Consider the following 20,417-nt stretch of genomic DNA (forward strand, 5'->3'; position numbering starts at 1 on the left):
CGCTGCCGAATCCTCAGCGAACCCATATACGGTACGGGGCACACGCAGGCGGTCGGCTCACAAGACGCACGCGTCCCAGTCGGCGTACGAGACGCATGAGGAGAGAATCCGGTGGTCACCCAGGAACAGCGGAAGCGGCAGCTCGCGCGGGAGAAGTTCTTGCGGCAGCAGCAGCGGCGTACGTCCGCTCGACGCAAGGCGCGCATGCGCAACTCGGTGATCGCGTCGGTGCTCGGCGTGATCGTGATCGGCAGTGTCGCGCTGTACACGACCGGTGTCATGAAGGGCAACGACGACAAGTCGAACGCGAGCGCGGACGTCACGCCCAGCGCCTCGGCGACGAAGAAGGCCCCGGACCCGTGCGCGAAGCCGGCCGCCGGCAAGATCAAGACCGAGACGTGGAAGAAGGAGCCGGCGGTCACGATCGACAAGTCGGCCGACTACACGATGAAGCTCGCGACGACCTGCGGTGACATCGACATCGCGCTCAAGACGTCGGCCGCGCCGCACACCGTGAACTCGTTCGACTTCCTCGCCGCCAAGGGCTACTTCGACCACACGAAGTGCCACCGGCTCACCACCAGCGGCATCTACGTGCTGCAGTGCGGCGACCCGACGGGCGCGGGCAGCGGCGGTCCCGGCTACACGATCCCGGACGAGAACCTGAAGGACACCAGCCTCAAGGGCGGGGTCTACCCGGCGGGCACGGTGGCGATGGCGAACACCGGTCAGAAGCACACCGGCGGCAGCCAGTTCTTCCTCGTCTACAAGGACAGCCAGCTTCCGGCCAGCTACACGCCGTTCGGTACGATCTCGGCCTCCGGGATGAAGGTCCTGCAGAAGATCGCGGCGGCCGGCGAGAGCACGGGCGCGGGCGACGGGGCACCGAACGCGACGGTCGTGATCAACAAGGCCACCGTCACCAAATCCTGACCGTCAACAGCGAATTTTCGGTCGCGCTGGATGCGGACAGGCCGCCCGCCGGTCGCCTATGTTGGCCGTGACGAAACTGTGGACGATGCCCAGGGGCGCTGAGCCCCGCGCAGGCATCATGTGGAGGAGGCGCTGTGAGCAGCGACCCGTGGGGCCGCGTCGACGAGACGGGGACCGTGTACGTGCGTACGGCCGACGGCGAGCAGGTCGTCGGTTCCTGGCAGGCCGGCTCCCCTGAGGAGGCGCTGGCCTACTTCGAGCGCAAGTACGAAGGCCTGGTTGTGGAGATCGGCCTCCTCGAGAAGCGCGTGAAGACCACCGACCTGTCGGCGAAGGACGCGCAGGCCGCCGTCGACCATCTGCGCGAGCAGGTCGACGCCCACCACGCGGTGGGCGACCTGGCGGCGCTGGGCGCCCGGCTGGACAAGCTGGTGGAGACCGTCGAGGCGCGCCGCGAGGAGCGCAAGCAGCAGCGCGCCAAGCAGTCCGACGAGGCCCGGCACTCCAAGGAGGCGCTGGTCGTCGAGGCGGAGGAGCTGGCGCAGTCGGACCAGTGGCGGGCGGCCGGTGAGCGGCTGCGGGCGCTGGTGGACACCTGGAAGGGTCTGCCGCGCCTGGACCGCAAATCGGACGACGAGCTGTGGCACCGCTTCTCGCATGCCCGGTCGGCCTTCTCCAAGCGCCGCAAGGCGCACTTCGCGTCGCTCGACGCGCAGCGCGAGGAGGCCCGCAAGACCAAGGAGAAGCTGGTCGCCGAGGCCGAGGGTCTGTCGGCCTCGACGGACTGGGGTCCCACGGCCGCGCGCTACCGCGAGCTGATGGCCGACTGGAAGGCGGCGGGCCGCGCCCAGCGCGAGCACGAGGACGATCTGTGGAACCGCTTCCGCGGTGCCCAGGACGTCTTCTTCGCCGCCCGCAGCTCGGTCTTCGCCGAGCGGGACGCCGAGCAGACGGAGAACCTGAAGCTCAAGGAGGAGCTGGCCGAGGAGGCCGAGAAGCTCCTGCCGGTGACCGATCTGAAGGCGGCCCGCGCGGCCTTCCGTTCGATCAACGAGCGCTGGGAGGCCATCGGCCATGTGCCGCGTGACTCCCGCCCGAAGGTCGAGGGCCGGATGCACACGATCGAGCGGGCCCTGCAGGAGTCCGAGGAGGCCGAGTGGCGCCGGACGAACCCGGAGGCACGCGCGCGTGCCGAGGGTCTCACCGGTCAGCTCCAGGCCGCCGTGGACAAGCTCACGGGCCAGATCGAGCAGGCACGCGCCCAGGGCAACGCCTCCCGCGCCGACAAGCTCCAGCGCGAGCTCGAGGGCCGTCAGGCCCTGCTGGACCAGGCGCTGAAGGGTCTGCAGGAGTTCGGCGGCTGACCCGTCCGTACGCACGCGAAGAGGGGCTCCCGTACATCACGTACGGGAGCCCCTCTTCGTGGAAGCCGTTCGCCTACGTCTTGTTGCGCGCCGAGGTCACCCGGTACACGTCGTAGACGCCCTCCACTCCCCTGACCGCCTTGAGGACGTGGCCCAGGTGTTTGGGGTCGCCCATCTCGAAGGTGAAGCGGGAGGTGGCGACGCGGTCGCGGGAGGTCTGGACGGCCGCGGAGAGGATGTTGACGTGCTGGTCGGACAGGACGCGGGTGACGTCCGAGAGGAGCCGGGAGCGGTCCAGGGCCTCGACCTGGATGGCGACCAGGAAGACCGAGGACTGGGTGGGCGCCCACTCGACCTCGAGGATGCGTTCGGGTTCGCGGGACAGTGACTCCACGTTGACGCAGTCGCTGCGGTGAACCGATACGCCGCTGCCCCGGGTGACGAACCCGATGATGGGGTCGCCGGGGACGGGCGTACAGCAGCGGGCCAGTTTGACCCACACGTCGTCGACGCCCTTGACGACGACGCCCGGGTCGGCGTTGGAACGGCGCTTGCGGCCGCGGCCGGTGGTCGGCGGGACGCTCTCGTCGATCTCCTCGGTGGCCGCCTCCTCGCCGCCGAGCGCCTGCACCAGCTTCTGTACGACGTTCTGCGCGGCGACATGGCCCTCGCCGATCGCCGCGTACAGCGAGGAGATGTCCGGGTAGCGCATCTCGTGCGCGAGCGTGACGAGGGAGTCGCCGGTCAGGATGCGCTGGATCGGCAGGTTCTGTTTGCGCATCGCGCGGGCGATGGCGTCCTTGCCCTGCTCGATGGCCTCGTCGCGGCGCTCCTTGGAGAACCAGGCTCTGATCTTGTTGCGGGCGCGCGGCGACTTCACGAAGCCGAGCCAGTCGCGGGAGGGGCCCGCGCCGGGCGCCTTGGAGGTGAAGACCTCCACCAGGTCGCCGTTGTCCAGGGTGGATTCGAGCGGTACGAGCCGCCCGTTGACCCGTGCTCCTATGGTCCGGTGGCCGACCTCCGTGTGCACCGCGTACGAGAAGTCGACCGGGGTGGCGCCCGCCGGCAGCGCTATCACGTCACCCTTGGGCGTGAAGACGAAGACCTCGTTGCGCGACAGGTCGAAGCGCAGGGAGTCCAGGAACTCGCCCGGGTCCTCGGTCTCCTTCTGCCAGTCGAGCAGCTGGCGCAGCCACGCCATGTCGTTGAGGTGGTCGTCCTTGCCGGTGGTCCGGGGCGTCTCGGAGCGGACCTTGGAGGTGCCGGCGACGGCCTCCTGCTTGTACTTCCAGTGCGCGGCGATGCCGTACTCGGCGCGGCGGTGCATGTCGAACGTGCGGATCTGCAGTTCGACGGGCTTGCCGTTGGGGCCGATCACCGTCGTGTGCAGTGACTGGTACATGTTGAACTTGGGCATCGCGATGTAGTCCTTGAACCGGCCGGGGACCGGGTTCCATCGCGCGTGCACGGTGCCGAGTGCCGCGTAGCAGTCGCGGACGGTGTCCACAAGGACGCGGATGCCGACCAGGTCGTAGATCTCCGCGAAGTCGCGGCCGCGGACGATCATCTTCTGGTAGACGCTGTAGTAGTGCTTCGGGCGGCCGGTGACGGTCGCCTTGATGCGGGCGGCGCGCAGGTCGGTCTGGACCTCGTCGGTCACTATGGCCAGGTACTCGTCACGCTTCGGTGCCCGCTCGGCCACCAGCCGGACGATCTCGTCGTACATCTTGGGGTAGAGGATCGCGAAGGCGAGGTCCTCCAGTTCCCACTTGATGGTGTTCATGCCCAGGCGGTGGGCGAGCGGCGCGTAGATCTCCAGGGTCTCGCGCGCCTTCTTCTCCTGCTTCTCGCGCTTGAGGTAGCGCATGGTGCGCATGTTGTGCAGGCGGTCGGCGAGCTTGATGACCAGGACGCGCGGGTCCTTGGCCATCGCGACGACCATCTTGCGCACGGTCTCGGCCTGCGCGGCCTCGCCGAACTTGACCTTGTCGAGCTTGGTGACGCCGTCGACGAGGAGCGCGACGGAGTCGCCGAAGTCGCGGCGGAGCTGGTCGAGGCCGTACTCGGTGTCCTCGACGGTGTCGTGCAGCAGGCCCGCCATCAGCGTGGCCGGGTCCATGCCCAGCTCGGCGAGGATCGTCGTCACGGCGAGCGGGTGCGTGATGTACGGGTCGCCGCTCTTGCGCTTCTGGCCGCGGTGCCAGCGCTCGGCGACCTGGTAGGCGCTCTCGACCTGGCGGAGGGTGGCCGTCTCGATCTTCGGGTCGTTGCTGCGCACTATCCGCAGCAGGGGCTCCAGGACCGGGTTGTACGGGTTCGAGCGCTGGACGCCGAGGCGGGCGAGGCGGGCGCGGACGCGGTTGGAGGAGCCGCCGCCGGTGCGGGCGGGCTGGCCGGCCGTGGGACGGGGCGCGGGGGTGGCCGCCGGACGCTCGACCTGGGCGGGCTTGGGGCGCGAGGGCTCGGCCGCCTTGTCGGCGGGCGCCGACCGGTCGTGCTCCGCCGCCGGGCGGGGTTCGCTCGGTGCGGTGCTCGCGCCCGTGGCGGGCTCCGCCGCGGGGCCCGGGGTGGGCTCGGGCTTGGCGGCGGTCAGGGGCTGGGCCTCGTCTGCCAAGAGGACTCCTCGTGCGCGATCCGGGTCCCCCGGTCAGGCTCCGGAGTGCCCATGGTAGCGATCCCGGGCCCCGGGCTCGCCTTCAGCCCGATGTGAGGCCCGTCTACCCCTGCAACACGAGAGGCGGGCACCGGATTCCTCCGGGCCCGCCTCCGCGGTGTCCTACGGGTGTCCCAGGGCTTTCCTACGGCCTTCTCGCGGCCGTCCTGCGGATGTCCCGGGGCTTGTTCCTCCCGCCGTCGCTCAGAGCTGGAGCAGCGCCTCCAGGGGAGCCCCCTGCAGCGTCGGCTCCAGCCGGGCGCGGCCGTTCAGGAAGCCCAGCTCCATGAGGACGGCGACGCCCGCGACCTCGGCGCCCGCCCTGCGGATCAGCTGGAGCGAGGCCTCGGCGGTGCCGCCGGTGGCCAGGACGTCGTCGACGACCAGGACGCGGTCACCGGCGCTGAGGTCCTCGGCGTGCACCTCGATCTCGGCGGAGCCGTACTCCAGGTCGTACGCCTGGCCGAGGGTGGCTCCGGGGAGCTTGCCCGCCTTGCGCACGGGGATGAAGCCGAGGCCGGCGCGGACGGCCACCGGGGCGCCCAGGATGAACCCGCGGGCCTCCAGGCCCACGACCTTGGTGGCGCCGGTGCTCACGGCGACCTCGGCGAGGGCGTCCGTGAGCGCCGTGAACGCGGCCGGGTCCGCCAGGAGCGGGGTGATGTCCTTGAACACCACACCCGGCTCCGGGTAGTCGGCCACATCGCGGATACGGCTGAGCAGCAACTCCTGGATGTCGGTCATCGGCGCTTCCCCGAGGGGCGGCCGCGGCCGCGGTTGCGGGACGCCGGCTGGGTGCGGGGACCGACGACGGCTGCCGCGTCCTCGGGCTCGTCGTCGTAGTCGTCGTCCGGGCCGGCGGTGGGCTCGGGCTCGACCGGCCGGCCCTGCGCGGCGGCCTGGGCCCGCTTGGCGAGGACGCGCTTCTTGAGCGCCTTCATCTGCGGCTCGGCCTCCTTGAGGTCGGCGACGAGCGGCGTGGCGATGAAGATCGAGGAGTACGCACCGGCCGCGAGGCCGACGAACAGCGACAGCGAGATGTCGTTGAGGACGCCCGCGCCGAGGAAGCCGCCGCCGATGAACAGCAGGGCGCCGACCGGGAGCAGCGCGACGACCGTGGTGTTGATGGACCGCATCAGCGTGCCGTTGATGGAACGGTTGGCGACGTCGCTGTACGTCCAGCGGGTCTGCTTGGTGATGTCCTTGGTCTGCTCCTTGAGGCTGTCGAAGACGACGACCGTGTCGTAGAGCGAGTAACCGAGGATGGTCAGCAGACCGATCACCGTGCCGGGCGTGACCTCGAAGCCGACGAGGGCGTAGATCCCGATGGTGATGGTGATGTCGTGGATCAGGGCGACGAGCGCGGCCAGGGCCATGCGCCACTCGAAGGCGATCGCCAGGTAGATCACGACCAGCACCATGAAGATCGCCAGGCCCTCCCAGGCCTTGTTGGCGATCTGGTCACCCCAGCTGGGGCCGACCAGGTCGGCGGCGATGCTCTCGGAGCTGGTGCCGAGGTCCTTGGCCAGCTTCGTCTTGATGCTGTCGGACTTGTCGGTGTCGATGCCCGCGATCTGGATGCGGAGGCTGCCGTCGCCGAGCTTCTGGACGACGGCGTCGTGGCCGGAGGCGTCCTCGGCGTACTTCTCGGCCTGGCTGACCGAGGCGCTCATGTTCTTCGGTGTGGTGAAGGCCGCGCCGCCCTGGAACTCGATGCCCATGTTGAGGCCGCGCACCGTCAGGCCGAGGATGGCCGTGATGGTGATCAGGATCGAGATGCCGTACCAGATCTTGCGATTGCCGACGAAGTCGTACCCGACCTCGCCACGGTGCAGTCGGGCGCCGAGGTTGCCGAGTTTCGACATCTCACGCCTCCTTCGGGTCGACGGGGGCGGAGGGACGGCGGGTGCGGCGCAGGGGCGGCTTGGCGCCGAGTGCCTTCGGGTCCAGGCCGGAGTACTTGTGGCCGCTCGAGAAGAACTTGCGGCGGGCGAGGATCGTCATCAGCGGCTTGGTGAAGAGGAAGACGACGACCACGTCGAGCACGGTGGTCAGGCCGAGGGTGAACGCGAAGCCCTGGACCTTGCCGACGGTGACGATGAACAGCACCGCGGCGGCGAGGAACGACACGAAGTCGGAGACCAGGATGGTGCGCCGGGCACGCGGCCAGGCCCGCTCGACGGCGGGACGCAGCGAGCGGCCCTCACGGATCTCGTCCCGGATGCGTTCGAAGAACACGATGAACGAGTCCGCGGTGATACCGATCGCGACGATCGCACCACAGACCGCCGGCAGGTTCAGCGCGAAGCCGATGCCCGGGCCGAGCAGCGCCATGATCACGTACGTGAGGATCGCGGAGACCAGCAGCGAGGGGATCGCGATGACCGACAGGCCGCGGTAGAAGATCAGCAGGTAGACGACGACCAGCGCGAGGCCGATCGCGCCCGCGATCAGACCGGCGTGCAGCTGCTCACCGCCGAGGGCCGCGGTCACCGTGGTGACGCTGTCCTCCTTGAAGGTCAGCGGCAGGGCGCCGTAGGACAGCATGTTGGCGAGGCTCTGGGCCTCTTCCTGGGTGAAGCTGCCGGAGATCTCCGCGTTGCCGCCCGTGATGGACGAGCTGACGTACGGGCTGGAGACGACCTGGCCGTCGAGGACGATGCCGAACTCGTTCTGCGGGGTGGTGTTCTTCGCCAGCTCGCCGGTGATCGACGCGAACTTGTCCGAGCCCTTGCCGGTGAAGTCCATGGTGACCTGCCAGCCGGCGGCGGTCTGCGTGTTGTAGACGGCCTGGGCCTTCTTGACGTCCGTGCCGTCGACGGCGGCGGGACCGAGCAGGTACTTGTACCAGACGCCGGAGACCTTGCCGCAGGCCACGGTGGCGTCCTTGGCGGTGGCGTCCTTGCCCGCGGTGTTCTGGACCGCCTTCTTGGAGCAGTCGAGCGCGGTGTACTGGGCCTCCAGCTTGGCGGCAGCCGCGCTGGCGGCGCTGGAGCTGCTCGCCGACGGGGTGGCGCTGGGGCTCGCGGAGGAGGTGGAGTCGGCCTTCAGCGCGTCGCTGGCGGCGCGGCCCTGGGAGGTGGCGGTGGCCGACGGGGTCGCGGAGCTCGAGGAGGAACCGGTCGCCTTGGGAGTGGCCGAGCTCGAGGAGCTGCCGGACGCGCTGCTCGACGCGCTCGGCGAGGGGCTCGCCGTCGCGGCGCCGGCGGACGCCTCCGTGGCCAGGACCGGGCGGAAGTACAGCTTGGCCGTGGTACCGACCTGCTGGCGCGCTTCCTCCGAGTTCGTGCCCTTGGGGATGTTGACGATGATGTTCCTGCTGCCCTGCGTCTGGACCTCGGCCTCCGAGACGCCAAGACCATTGACACGGCGGTTCATGATGTCGACCGCGGTGTCCATGTTGGTCTTGTTGATCGCGGATTCCTGGCCCTTCTCCGGGACGGCCCGGAGGGTGATGCTCGTGCCGCCGGCCAGGTCGATGCCGAGACGCGGAGTGTCGTGCCCGGATGCGAACATGCCACCGGTGAGCGCCACGATGGCGATCAGGATGAGGGCCAGCGAGCGCCCCGGCTTGCTCTGGGCGCTCGCGCTACGGCCCCTCTTAGGTGCTGCCACCTTCTCGTACTCCCTCTCGGGCCGCTCCGCGCCGGGTCAGCGTGGCTGCGGCCATGACATGGTGTCGGGATCCCGTGCGAGCGACGCACGTACCCGGGTGCGCGGGGCGCGAGCGGGTCGCGCCGCGCTCCCGGGACGTTACTACTTCGCGTCGGAGTCGCCGTCGGTCTTCTTCGGCTCTTCTTCCGTCTTCGCCTCTGCGGCCTTGGCCGCCTCCTCGGTGGCGTCGGCCGGCTCGACGGCCGCGTCCTTCTTGCCGAGGTCGATGGGCTTGTCGTCGGAGGAGTCGGCGGCGGGCTCGTCGGTCTCGGTGAGGGAGGAGGCGTCGTCCGGGACGATGTCGGCGTCGTCCTTCAGGTCGTGCTCGATGCCGTGGACGATGCGGTTGTACTCGTCGTCGGTGAGGACGGCGCCGATCGCGTTCTTCGCGAAGAGAAGCTCGACGCCCGGGCCTGCGTCGAGAAGGACCGTCTCCTCGTTGACCTCCTTGACCGTCGCGTACACGCCCCCGATCGTGCGGACGCCGGTGCCGGGCTGCATGTCATTACGCATCGACGCGGCCGCCTGCTGCTTGCGCTTGGCAGAGCGGGTCATCAGGAACATGGCCCCGATGAGCACGATGAAGGGGAGGAGGGTCACGATATTCACGGGACGGAATTTCCTTCGCACGACCGCGGCGGTGAGCGGCCTGGTGGATGGGGGTGGTCGGCGCCGCCCACAAAGGCGGCATCGGCGGAGTCTAAGCGAGTCCACGCTGATGGAACAACGCTCAGCATGGCACCGGGGTTCCTGCCCCGGCCAGTGCCCCCGCCGTCACGCCCCGAACAGGTCCCCTTGTCCGTTTCCCCCGGTTGACGCGCGGGGCGGGGTGAGGCCGAGATGCGCCCACGCGGCCGGGGTGGCGACGCGTCCGCGCGGGGTGCGGGCCAGCAGTCCCTCCCGTACGAGGAAGGGTTCGGCGACCTCCTCGACGGTCTCGCGCTCCTCCCCCACGGCGACGGCGAGCGTGGACAGGCCGACCGGTCCGCCGCCGAACAGCTTGAGCAGGGCTTCGAGGACACCGCGGTCGAGCCGGTCGAGACCGCGGCCGTCTACCTCGTAGACCTTGAGGGCGGCCCCCGCGATGTCCTGGGTGATGAAGCCGTCGGCCTTGACCTGCGCGTAGTCCCGGACGCGGCGCAGCAGCCGGTTGGCGATGCGGGGCGTGCCGCGGGAGCGGCCGGCGATCTCGGCGGCGCCGGTGGGGTCGATCTCCACGTCGAGGAGGTTGGCCGAGCGGTGGATGACGCGCTCCAGTTCGGCGGGTTCGTAGAACTCCATGTGCGCGGTGAAGCCGAAGCGGTCGCGCAGCGGGGGCGGCAGGAGTCCCGCGCGCGTGGTGGCGCCGACCAGGGTGAAGGGGGGCAGCTCCAGCGGGATCGCGGTGGCGCCGGGGCCCTTGCCGACGATGACGTCGACGCGGAAGTCCTCCATCGCCATGTAGAGCATCTCCTCGGCGGGCCGCGACATGCGGTGGATCTCGTCGAGGAAGAGGACCTCGCCCTCCTGGAGGGAGGAGAGGATCGCGGCGAGGTCGCCCGCGTGCTGGATGGCGGGGCCGCTGGTGATGCGGATGGGGGCGCCCATCTCGGCCGCGATGATCATCGACAGGGTGGTCTTGCCGAGGCCGGGGGCGCCGGAGAGCAGGACGTGGTCGGCGGTGGCGCCCCGCGCGCGTGCGGCGCGCAGCACCAGGTCGAGCTGTTCGCGGACCTTCTCCTGGCCGATGAACTCGCCCAGGTCCTTGGGGCGCAGGGCGGCCTCGACGGCCTGGTCCTCGCGGTCGGCGACCGAGCCCACCAGCCGCTCGGCGGCGGTCTCGTCGGTCGTGTCGTCCCAGTTCACTGACGTTCTCCTAGCGGGCGCGGTTCAGGGTCTGGAGGGCGGCCTTGAGCAACTGCCCCACCTGCGGCGCCCCTTCGGCGGCCTCGGCCTGCGGTGCCACGGCGGACACGGCCTCGTCGGCCTCACGGGTCGCGTACCCGAGGCCGACGAGGGCGGCGTGCAGCTGGTCGCGCCAGCCGCTGGTGACCGGGGCGCCGACGGCGGGGGCGCCGACCGGGGCGCCGAGCCGGTCCTTGAACTCCAGCAGCAGCTTCTGCGCGCCCTTCTTGCCGATGCCCGGCACGGCCATCAGCGCCTTCTCGTCCCCGGCGGCGACGGCCCGGCGCAGCGCGTCCGGGGTGTGCACGGCAAGCATGGCCTGTGCGAGCCGGGGGCCGACGCCGGTCGCGGTCTGGAGCAACTCGAAGATCTGGCGTTCGTCGTCGTCCACGAAGCCGTACAGGGTGAGCGAGTCCTCGCGGACGACGAGGGAGGTGGCGAGCCGGGCGGGCTTGCCGAGGCGGAGCGTGGACAGCGTGTTCGGCGTGCACTGGACGGCCATGCCGACACCGCCGACCTCGAGCACCGCGGTGTCGGGGGCGAGTGCGGCGACCGTGCCGCTGACGAAGGCGATCATGCGGTACGGCCTTTCGGGGCTTGCCGGGTGGTCGGGGTGTGCGGGGTCTTCAGCGTGCCGGCCGCGTGCTGGGCGACGGCCTGCTGGAGGCGGTTCTGGGCGACCGCCTGCTGGAGGCGGTTGGTCGCAGGGCCGCGCCAGATGTGGCAGATGGCCAGCGCGAGGGCGTCGGCCGCGTCGGCGGGTTTGGGGGGTGCGTCGAGTCGGAGCAGTCGGGTCACCATGGCGCCGACCTGGGCCTTGTCGGCGCGACCGCTGCCGGTGACGGCGGCCTTGACCTCGCTGGGGGTGTGCAGGGCGACCGGGATGCCGCGGCGGGCGGCGCACAGCATGGCGACGGCGCTGGCCTGGGCGGTGCCCATGACCGTACGGACGTTGTGCTGGCTGAACACCCGCTCCACGGCGACGAATTCGGGCCGGTGTTCGTCCAGCCACGCTTCGATGCCCTGCTCGATGGCGACCAGCCGCAGGCCCAGCTCGGCGTCCGCCGGGGTCCGTACGACACCGACACCGACCATGGTGAGCGGCCGGCCCGCGACTCCTTCGACGACACCGACACCGCAGCGGGTCAGACCGGGGTCGACCCCGAGTACGCGCACACCAACCCCCTCGTTCGATCTCTCCCGGCCTCGCCGGGGCACCCCCGTTCGTGCAGGCTATCGGGTGTCACTGACAAAGCGGCGGGCCGACGGGGTGTGTCCCGTCGGCCCGCCGAAATCCGCTCAGCTCGCGGCAGCGCTACGCGTCGACCTTCTCCATGACCTCGTCGCTGACGTCGAAGTTGGCGAAGACGTTCTGCACGTCGTCGCTGTCCTCCAGGGCGTCGATCAGCTTGAAGATCTTGCGGGCGCCGTCCTCGTCGAGCTCGACCTGCATGGTCGGGACGAAGTTGGCGTCGGCGGAGTCGTAGTCGATGCCGGCGTCCTGGAGCGCGGTGCGGACCGCGACCAGGTCGGTGGCCTCGGAGATGACCTCGAAGGACTCACCGAGGTCGTTGACCTCCTCGGCGCCCGCGTCGAGCACGGCACCCAGGACGTCGTCCTCGGACAGCTCGCCCTTGGGGACGACGACGACACCCTTGCGGTTGAAGAGGTACGACACGGAACCGGGGTCGGCCATGTTCCCGCCGTTGCGGGTCATGGCGACGCGGACGTCCGAGGCGGCGCGGTTGCGGTTGTCGGTGAGGCACTCGATGAGCACCGCGACTCCGTTCGGGCCGTAACCCTCGTACATGATCGTCTCGTAGTCGGCGCCACCGGCTTCGAGACCGGCACCGCGCTTGACGGCGGAGTCGATGTTCTTGTTCGGGACCGAGCTCTTCTTGGCCTTCTGGATGGCGTCGAACAGCGTCGGGTTGCCGGACACATCGGCACCACCGGTACGGGCCGCGACCTCGATGTTCTTGATCATCTTCGCGAAGAGCTTGCCGCGCTTGGCGTCGATCACGGCCTTCTTGTGCTTCGTCGTAGCCCATTTAGAGTGGCCGGACATCTGCCTGTCTCCTTCGCGTAACCCAACTCTTTACGAACCCCAGAGATCCTACTAGGACCCCGGAGCCAGGTTCGCGCGCACCATGTCGACGAACAGGGAGTGCACGCGGTGGTCGCCGGTCAGTTCCGGGTGGAACGACGTGGCGAGCGCGTTGCCCTGGCGGACCGCGACGATGTGGCCCTCGTGCTCGGCGAGGACCTCGGTCTCGGCTCCTACGGACTCGACCCAGGGGGCGCGGATGAAGACGCCCTCCACAGGATCGCCCTCGATTCCCCTGACGTCGACAGCCGCTTCGAAGGATTCGTTCTGCCGTCCGAAGGCGTTGCGGCGCACGATCATGTCGATGCCGCCGATCGTCTCCTGGCCCGAGCGCGGGTCGAGGATCTTGTCGGCGAGCATGATCAGGCCGGCGCAGGTGCCGTAGACGGGCATGCCGGCACGCACGCGCGTGCGCAGCGGGTCCATCAGGCCGAAGAGGACGGCCAGCTTGGAGATGGTGGTCGACTCACCCCCGGGGATGACGAGACCGTCCGCCTCGGCGAGTTCCTCGGGGCGCCTGACCTGCCTGGCCACGGCGTCGGCCGCGGCCAGGGCGATCAGGTGCTCCCGTACGTCGCCCTGGAGGGCCAGGACGCCGATGACAGGGGCTGAAGAAACATCCGCCATGGGTGGTTACCAGCCGCGGTTGGCGTAGCGCTCGGTCTCGGGGAGGGTGTCGCAGTTGATGCCGACCATGGCCTCGCCGAGGTTGCGGGACGCGTCCGCGATGATCTTCGGGTCGTCGTAGAAGGTGGTCGCCTTCACGATGGCGGCGGCGCGCTTGGCCGGGTCGCCGGACTTGAAGATGCCGGAGCCGACGAAGACGCCCTCGGCGCCGAGCTGGCGCATCAGGGCCGCGTCGGCGGGGGTGGCGACACCGCCGGCGGAGAACAGCACGACCGGGAGCTTGCCCAGTTCGGCGACCTCGCGGACGATCTCGTAGGGCGCGCGCAGCTCCTTGGCGGCGGCGTACAGCTCGTTGTTGTCGAAGCCGCGCAGCTTGGCGATCTCGTTCTTGATCTGGCGCAGGTGGCGGACCGCCTCGACGACGTTGCCGGTGCCGGCCTCGCCCTTGGAGCGGATCATCGCGGCGCCCTCGGCGATCCGGCGCAGGGCCTCGCCCAGGTTGGTCGCACCGCAGACGAAGGGGGTGGTGAAGGCCCACTTGTCGGAGTGGTTGACCTCGTCGGCCGGGGTGAGGACCTCGGACTCGTCGATGTAGTCGACGCCGAGGGACTGCAGGACCTGGGCCTCGACGAAGTGGCCGATACGGGACTTGGCCATGACCGGGATGGAGACCGCCTCGATGATCTCCTCGATCATCGTCGGGTCGGACATCCGGGCCACTCCACCGTCCTTGCGGATGTCGGCGGGGACCCGCTCCAGGGCCATGACGGCCACGGCGCCGGCGTCCTCGGCGATCTTCGCCTGCTCGGCGTTGACCACGTCCATGATCACCCCGCCCTTGAGCTGCTCGGCCATGCCGCGCTTCACGCGCGCGGTGCCGGTCTCGGGGGTCTGGGCGGAGCTGGGGATGCTGGACACGGGGTGACCTCACTCGGTGAAAGAGGGTTTCTGCATCACCGAGGAAACGGCAGAGGTGCAGGCCACAGCAAGGGCCAATGAACACCCGGTGGATCGTTTTCCGACCGGGACGCCTTGCGGACGCGCGCCAGGGCGGCCGTCCGCGACTGTGTACTACGGCTGTGTACTACGGCTGTGTTCTACGGCCGTGCCGGGCGGACCGGGCCGGGCCGTTCTATGCCGCCCGGTCCACCAGCGCGGCCGGGGGCTCGTCGTCCATCTCGAAGGCCATCGGGAACGGGGCGTGTCCGGCCAGCCGGAACCAGCGGACCTTGCGGTGCCGGCGCAGGGCGCGGGCCGCGCGTACGGCGTCGTTGTGGAAGCGCCGGGCCATGGGCACCCGCCGGACCGCCTCGGTGAGTTCGTGGGCCGCCGCCTCTCCGCCGGGTGCCTCACGGACGTCCTCCACCTGCGGGGCCTCCGCGAAGACGGCGCGCAGGGCCTGGCTCAACTCGCTCTCGGCGACCTCCCGTTGCTCCTCCTCGGCCTGCCGGGCGGCGTGCGCGGCTTCGTAGAGGACGATCGAGGCGGCCGGGTCGAGGACTCCGGAGGTGGCCAGTTCCTGGGTCACTGAGGCGCGTCGCAGCAGTTGGGCGTCCAGTGCCGCGCGCGCCGCGTCGATGCGGGTGTGCAGCCGGTCGAGCCGTCCCGCGGTCCAGCTCAGGTAGAGGCCGATCGCGACGACGGCGACGAGGATCCAGATCAGGGTTGCGGTCACGGGCGGCAAGCCTACGGGGCCGTTCCACTCGGGTTGACCGGGATGCGTGCGGGGGGTCGGTGGGGGCGTTGTGGGGGCCGCCGCCCCCACTCCCCCGCGTCGGCCTGGACGGCCTCGGCCGGGAGCGCGGCCTCAGTCCCGCGCCAGGCCGAACCTCGCTCGCAGGCCCGTCCGTTCGTCCGTGGCGACCGCTGCCGCGCCCGCGGTCACCGTCTCGTACACGGAGAGGATGTCCGCGCCGACCGTCGACCAGTCGAAGCGTCGTACGTGGGCGCTGCCGTTGCGCCGGAGGTCGGCGCGGCGCTCGGGGTCCCCCAGCAGGCGTACCGCCGCCTCGGCCAGGGCGTCGGCGTCCTCGTTGGTGAAGAGTTCGCCCGCGCCGCCCTGGTCGAGGACCTGGGCGAAGGCGGGGAGGTCGGAGGCGAGGACCGGGGCGCCCGCGGACATGGCCTCGACGAGGATGATGCCGAAGCTCTCGCCGCCGGTGTTGGGGGCCACGTAGAGGTCGATGCTGCGGAGGAAGCGGGCCTTGTCCTCGTCGCTGATCATGCCGAGGAACTCGACGCGGGAGCGCAGGTCCTCGGGGAGGGACTCGACGGCCTCCTCCTCGTCGCCCCGTCCCGCGACCAGGAGCCTGGCCTGCGGGTGTTCGGCGAGGATCTTCGGCAGGGCCTTCATCAGGACGGGGAGGCCCTTGCGGGGTTCGTCGATGCGGCCGATGAAGCCGATGGTCCCGCCCTGCCACTCGGGCCTGGGTTCGGCGCGCGCGAAGAAGTCGACGTCGACGCCGTTCGGGATGACGACCGCGTCGCCGCCCAGGTGTTCGACGAGGGTGCGGCGGGCGTACTCGCTCACCGCGATCCGGGCGCTGATCTTCTCCAGCGCGGCCTGGAGGATCGCGTACGCGGCGATCATCGCCCGGGAGCGCGGGTTGGAGGTGTGGAAGGTGGCGACGATCGGGCCCTGGGCCGCCCAGCAGGCGAGGAGGCCGAGGGACGGCGAGGTCGGTTCGTGGATGTGGATGACGTCGAACTCGCCGTCGTGCAGCCAGCGCCGGACCCGGGCGGCGGACAGGAAGCCGAAGTTCAGCCGGGCCACCGAGCCGTTGTACGGCACCGGGACGGCGCGTCCGGCGGAGACGACGTAGGGCGGCAGGGGGGTGTCGTCGTCGGCCGGGGCCAGGACGGAGACCTCGTGACCGAGCCGGACGAAGTACTCGGCCAGGTCCCTGATGTGGAACTGGACGCCGCCCGGCACGTCCCAGGAGTAGGGGCAGACGATGCCGATCCTCACGAGGGCCCCTTGCCGGGATCGAGGTCCGCGAGCCACAAGCGCTGGAGCATGTGCCAGTCCTCCGGGTGGTCGGCGATGCCGGTGGCGAAGGCGTCCGCCAGCGCCTGTGTCATGACAGACGTCTTCTCGGCCCGATCGCCTGACTCGGGCACCTCGACCGGCGGATGGACCCGGCCCTGCATGACCGGCGAGTCGTCGTACCAGAGCGTGACGGGGAGCAGCAGCGCGCCCGTCTGCTGGGCGAGGAGGGCCGGTCCTGCGGGCATTCGGGTGGCCTCGCCGAAGAACGTGACCTCGACCCCGGAGGCGGACAGGTCGCGTTCGGCGACCAGGCAGACCAGGCCGCCGTCGCGCAGGCGCCGGGCGAGGGTGCCGAAGGCGGTGCCGCCGCTGTGCGGGAGGACCTCCATGCCGAGGCCCTCGCGGTAGGCGACGAAACGGTCGTAGAGCGTCTCGGGCTTGAGGCGTTCGGCCACCGTGGTGAACGGGGTCTCCAGGGCGGTGGTGACCCAGGCGCCGGCGAGATCCCAGTTGGCCAGGTGCGGCAGCGCGAGGATGACACCGCGGTCGGAGGCGATGCCGTCGGTGAGGTGGTGCACGTCCTTGGGCTCGAAGCCCGTGCGGATCCGCTCGGCGCTCCAGGCGGGGAGCCGGAAGGACTCCATCCAGTAGCGCAGGTACGACCGCATGCCCGCGCGCGAGAGCTCGGCGAGCCGCTCGGGGCTCGCGTCGGGCACCACGCGCGCGTAGTTGCTCTCCAGCCGCTGGACGCCCTTGCCGCGGCGCTTCCAGGCGAGATCGGCGATGGTGCGGCCGAGCCGGACGGCGACCGGCTCGGGGAGTTTCTTGACGGTGCTCCAGCCGACACCGTAGAGCGTGTCCGTCAGCCGTTCCCGGGCACTGCTCACGGGGTCGCCCCGCTGCTGTGCTGCGCGGCCTCCTGAGCGGCCGCGGCGTCGGCCTCGGCCGCCTCGCGGCGGACCGTGACGACGCGCTGGATCAGCGTGACGAGGCTGCCCACGGCGACGATCCACAGCGCGATCGGCAGCAGCCACTGGATGCCCGGGACGCCGAACTTGTGCAAGCCGGAGAGGCCGCAGGCGACGAGTGAGATCACGAGCCGCTCGGCGCGCTCGACCAGGCCGTTGACGGCGACCGGCAGACCGATCGCCTCGCCGCGCGCCTTGGTGTACGACACCACCTGGCCGCTGGCCAGGCAGAAGATCGAGACGGCGCACAGGGCGATGTTGTCGCCGCCGCCCGCGTACCAGAGGGCCAGGCCGCCGAAGACGGCGCTGTCCGCGACCCGGTCGAGCGTGGAGTCGAGGAAGGCGCCCCAGCGGCTGGAACGGCCCAGCTGGCGGGCCATGTTGCCGTCGACGAGGTCGGAGAACACGAACAGCGTGATCACGACCGTGCCCCAGAAGAACTCGCCCATGGGGTAGAAGACCAGCGCGCCCGCGACCACTCCGGCGGTGCCGAGGAGGGTGACCATGTCGGGGCTGACGCCCCGGCGGATCAGAAACGCGGCGAACGGCGTGAGGACACGCGTGAAGAATGCACGCGCGTACTTGTTCAGCATGGCCTTCCCGAGGGTCGGTGTCGCCGCGCGGCCCCTGCTGGCCACCGGCTGGCCCATCGTAGCCACGCGCGCGCGTTGGCGACGGCCGGGCACCCGTGCGCCCGGGTCACGACTCGATGCCGACGGTGCCGGCGGCCGGATCGCGTCCGGTGTATGGACGCACCGTGACGGGAGTGGAAAGCTCGAAGGACCGCGGGCGTCATCGGAGCCGCCACCGCACGCGGCTGCGTGTGTCCGCGCCCACAGTGACCTCACCGTGTACGGGAGGCAAGGCCATGGGCGACAAGGCGAACGCACACCCCGGAGCCGCCGGCAGGGCTACAGCGGCCGACCACCCCGCGTCCGTACGGAATGTGGTGCTGGTCGGCCACTCCGGATCGGGCAAGACGACTCTGGTGGAGGCCCTCGCGCTGACCGCGGGGGCGGTGAACCGGGCGGGCCGCGTGGAGGACGGCGGCACCGTCTCCGACTACGACGAGATCGAGCACCGGCAGCAGCGCTCGGTGCAGCTCTCCCTGGTGCCCGTCGACTGGGACGGGTACAAGGTCAACCTTCTCGACACCCCCGGGTACGCCGATTTCGTCGGCGAGTTGAGGGCCGGTCTGCGCGCGGCGGACGCGGCCCTCTTCGTCGTCTCGGCCTCCGACGGCGTGGACGGCTCGACCCGCATGGTGTGGGAGGAGTGCGCGGCCGTGGGCATGCCGCGCGCCATCGTCATCACGCACCTGGAGTCCGCCCGCGCGGACTTCGAGAGCATGACCCGCACCTGCGCGGAGGCCTTCGGCGCGGACGACCCCGACGCCGTGCTCCCCCTGTACCTCCCGCTGCACGGCGCGCCGGGGCCGGACGGGCACGCGCCCGTGGCCGGTCTCGTCGGGCTGCTGTCGCAGAAGCTGTTCGACTACGCGTCCGGGGAGCGCAAGGAGTCGGAGCCCGGGCCCGACCAGCTGCCGCGGATCGAGGAGGCCCGCAACCGGCTCATCGAGGGGATCATCGCGGAGAGCGAGGACGAGACCCTCATGGACCGCTATCTCGGCGGCGAGGAGATCGACGTCAAGACGCTCATCGGGGACCTGGAGCGGGCCGTGGCACGCGGGGTCTTCTTTCCCGTCCTGGCGGCCGCGCCCGCCGCCGAGGGCGCCCGGCAGGGTCTCGGCACGGTCGAGCTGCTGGAGCTGATCACAGGCGGCTTCCCGACCCCGCTGGAGCGCGCGGCGCCCGGGGTCACCACGGTCGACGGCAGGACGCGCGAGCTCAAGCCGTGCGACCCGGACGGTCCGCTGGTCGCCGAGGTCGTGAAGACCGCCTCCGACCCGTACGTCGGCCGGGTCTCCCTGGTGCGCGTGTTCTCCGGGACGCTGCGGCCGGACCAGACGGTCCATGTCTCCGGGCACGGGCTCGCCGACCGCGGCCACGAGGACCACGACGTCGACGAACGCGTCGGCGCCCTGTCCGCGCCCTTCGGCAAGCAGCAGCGGGCGCTCACGCACTGCATCGCGGGCGACCTCGCGTGCGTGGCGAAGCTGGGCCGCGCGGAGACCGGGGACACCCTCTCGGCCAAGGACGACCCGCTCCTCATGGAGCCCTGGGAGATGCCCGACCCGCTGCTGCCGCTCGCCATCCAGGCACACAGCAAGGCGGACGAGGACAAGCTCTCGCAGGGTCTGAGCAGGCTCGTCGCCGAGGACCCCACCATGCGCCTGGAACAGAACCAGGACACCCACCAGGTCGTCCTGTGGTGCCTCGGCGAGGCCCACGCGGACGTCGCCCTGGAACGGCTGCGCAGCCGCTACGGCGTCCAGGTCGACCTCGTCGCGCACAAGGTGTCCCTGCGGGAGACGTTCGCGGCGAAGGCGCAGGGGCGCGGCCGGCACGTCAAACAGTCCGGCGGGCACGGGCAGTTCGCGATCTGCGAGATCGAGGTCGAGCCGCTGCCGGGCGGCACGGGCATCGAGTTCGTGGACAAGGTCATCGGGGGCGCGGTGCCCCGGCAGTTCATCCCGTCGGTGGAGAAGGGCGTACGGGCCCAGGCCGCCAGGGGAGTCGCCGCCGGTCATCCCCTTCTCGACGTACGGATCACCCTGCTCGACGGCAAGGCGCACTCGGTGGACTCCTCGGACGCCGCGTTCCAGACGGCCGGCGCGCTGGCCCTGCGGCAGGCCGCGGCCGAGGCGAAGATCCACCTCCTGGAACCGGTGGCGGAGGTGACCGTCCTGGTCGGCGACGACTACGTGGGCGCGGTGATGAGCGACCTCTCCGGGCGGCGCGGCCGGGTCCTCGGCACCGAGCAGACGTCCGGCGGGCGCACACTCGTCCGCGCGGAGGTCCCGGAGATCGAGATCGGCCGCTACGCCGTCGACCTCCGCTCCCTCTCGCACGGCACCGCCCGCTTCCACCGCGCCTACGCCCGCCACGAACCGATGCCCCAGCAGATCGCCGAACGGATCCGCGAACAGGCGGGCGACGCCCCGTAGTTCGGAGATCCCCGGTGCGGTTCGGGGATCTTTCGCTGTCGGTGGGCGGCTTTCGGCCGTCCGCCGACGAATGTCAGTGGCTGCCGATACGCTGATGACCTGATCAACAGGTGTGCGGAGCACGGAAGTCGGGAAAGCCGCAGAAGCGGGAGCGGCGGCGATCGGGGGCGG

Annotated in this window: 18 protein-coding genes; 3 read left to right on the forward strand and 15 right to left on the reverse strand. The window is 70.7% G+C overall.

Annotated features, from left to right (window positions below):
* Window positions 1-111: 111 nt before the first annotated feature.
* Together ACIPTO_RS26760 and ACIPTO_RS26765 are read left to right on the forward strand one after the other, a co-directional pair.
* Entirely contained in the window at window positions 112-933 is an 822-nt protein-coding gene (locus tag ACIPTO_RS26760; RefSeq protein WP_366323122.1) for a peptidylprolyl isomerase, read from the forward strand.
* A gap of 134 nt (window positions 934-1,067) precedes the next feature.
* Entirely contained in the window at window positions 1,068-2,297 is a 1,230-nt protein-coding gene (locus ACIPTO_RS26765; RefSeq protein WP_366323120.1) for a DUF349 domain-containing protein, read from the forward strand.
* Window positions 2,298-2,370: 73 nt separating this feature from the next.
* Here the strand turns inward: ACIPTO_RS26765 and ACIPTO_RS26770 are convergent, their stop codons facing one another.
* From ACIPTO_RS26770 to pgsA, 15 genes are all read right to left on the reverse strand, one after another.
* Window positions 2,371-4,911 (reverse strand): RelA/SpoT family protein, encoded by a 2,541-nt coding sequence (locus ACIPTO_RS26770; protein WP_366323118.1) that lies wholly within the window; start codon window positions 4,909-4,911, stop codon window positions 2,371-2,373.
* Window positions 4,912-5,154: 243 nt separating this feature from the next.
* Window positions 5,155-5,694, reverse strand: coding sequence for an adenine phosphoribosyltransferase (locus ACIPTO_RS26775; RefSeq protein WP_366323116.1), 540 nt, complete (start codon window positions 5,692-5,694; stop codon window positions 5,155-5,157).
* The gene (gene secF / locus ACIPTO_RS26780; protein WP_401196251.1) at window positions 5,691-6,815 is read right to left on the reverse strand and encodes a protein translocase subunit SecF; all 1,125 of its coding nucleotides are present in this window, start codon (window positions 6,813-6,815) and stop codon (window positions 5,691-5,693) included. The genes ACIPTO_RS26775 and secF overlap by 4 nt, the downstream gene beginning before the upstream one ends.
* Before the next feature lies 1 nt (window position 6,816).
* On the reverse strand, window positions 6,817-8,565 hold the full coding sequence (secD, locus tag ACIPTO_RS26785; RefSeq protein WP_366323112.1) for a protein translocase subunit SecD: 1,749 nt from the start codon (window positions 8,563-8,565) through the stop codon (window positions 6,817-6,819).
* 141 nt (window positions 8,566-8,706) lie between these two features.
* A complete protein-coding gene (gene yajC / locus ACIPTO_RS26790) occupies window positions 8,707-9,213 on the reverse strand; it encodes a preprotein translocase subunit YajC (protein ID WP_366323110.1) in 507 nt (168 codons plus the stop codon).
* A 165-nt stretch (window positions 9,214-9,378) separates the two neighbouring features.
* A complete protein-coding gene (gene ruvB / locus ACIPTO_RS26795) occupies window positions 9,379-10,449 on the reverse strand; it encodes a Holliday junction branch migration DNA helicase RuvB (RefSeq protein ID WP_366323108.1) in 1,071 nt (356 codons plus the stop codon).
* A gap of 10 nt (window positions 10,450-10,459) precedes the next feature.
* The gene (ruvA, locus tag ACIPTO_RS26800; protein WP_401196255.1) at window positions 10,460-11,065 is read right to left on the reverse strand and encodes a Holliday junction branch migration protein RuvA; all 606 of its coding nucleotides are present in this window, start codon (window positions 11,063-11,065) and stop codon (window positions 10,460-10,462) included.
* Window positions 11,062-11,664, reverse strand: a complete 603-nt coding sequence (gene ruvC / locus ACIPTO_RS26805) for a crossover junction endodeoxyribonuclease RuvC (RefSeq protein ID WP_401196257.1) — start codon at window positions 11,662-11,664, stop codon at window positions 11,062-11,064. The genes ruvA and ruvC overlap by 4 nt, the downstream gene beginning before the upstream one ends.
* Before the next feature lie 139 nt (window positions 11,665-11,803).
* Window positions 11,804-12,556, reverse strand: a complete 753-nt coding sequence (locus ACIPTO_RS26810; protein ID WP_352180401.1) for a YebC/PmpR family DNA-binding transcriptional regulator — start codon at window positions 12,554-12,556, stop codon at window positions 11,804-11,806.
* Between the two features lie 51 nt (window positions 12,557-12,607).
* Entirely contained in the window at window positions 12,608-13,222 is a 615-nt protein-coding gene (gene pdxT, locus ACIPTO_RS26815; protein ID WP_401196260.1) for a pyridoxal 5'-phosphate synthase glutaminase subunit PdxT, read from the reverse strand.
* A 6-nt stretch (window positions 13,223-13,228) separates the two neighbouring features.
* Complete coding sequence (pdxS, locus tag ACIPTO_RS26820; protein WP_366323100.1) at window positions 13,229-14,140, reverse strand: pyridoxal 5'-phosphate synthase lyase subunit PdxS; 912 nt, start codon at window positions 14,138-14,140, stop codon at window positions 13,229-13,231.
* A 214-nt stretch (window positions 14,141-14,354) separates the two neighbouring features.
* Window positions 14,355-14,897 carry a hypothetical protein gene (locus ACIPTO_RS26825; protein ID WP_366323098.1) on the reverse strand — a complete coding sequence of 181 codons (543 nt, stop codon included), beginning with the start codon at window positions 14,895-14,897 and terminating at the stop codon, window positions 14,355-14,357.
* Between the two features lie 132 nt (window positions 14,898-15,029).
* Complete coding sequence (locus ACIPTO_RS26830; protein ID WP_401196263.1) at window positions 15,030-16,190, reverse strand: glycosyltransferase family 4 protein; 1,161 nt, start codon at window positions 16,188-16,190, stop codon at window positions 15,030-15,032.
* The gene (locus ACIPTO_RS26835) at window positions 16,187-17,098 is read right to left on the reverse strand and encodes a phosphatidylinositol mannoside acyltransferase (RefSeq protein ID WP_366323094.1); all 912 of its coding nucleotides are present in this window, start codon (window positions 17,096-17,098) and stop codon (window positions 16,187-16,189) included. Before ACIPTO_RS26835 ends, ACIPTO_RS26830 begins: the two co-directional genes overlap by 4 nt.
* A complete protein-coding gene (gene pgsA / locus ACIPTO_RS26840) occupies window positions 17,095-17,829 on the reverse strand; it encodes a phosphatidylinositol phosphate synthase (RefSeq protein WP_401196775.1) in 735 nt (244 codons plus the stop codon). Before pgsA ends, ACIPTO_RS26835 begins: the two co-directional genes overlap by 4 nt.
* A gap of 218 nt (window positions 17,830-18,047) precedes the next feature.
* Between pgsA and ACIPTO_RS26845 the strand changes: the two genes are divergently transcribed.
* A complete protein-coding gene (locus ACIPTO_RS26845) occupies window positions 18,048-20,246 on the forward strand; it encodes an elongation factor G-like protein EF-G2 (protein WP_401196265.1) in 2,199 nt (732 codons plus the stop codon).
* The last annotated feature ends 171 nt before the right edge of the window (window positions 20,247-20,417 follow it).

The organism is Streptomyces sp. NPDC090083, assembly GCF_044747445.1.
In the GTDB taxonomy this organism is placed as follows: domain Bacteria; phylum Actinomycetota; class Actinomycetes; order Streptomycetales; family Streptomycetaceae; genus Streptomyces.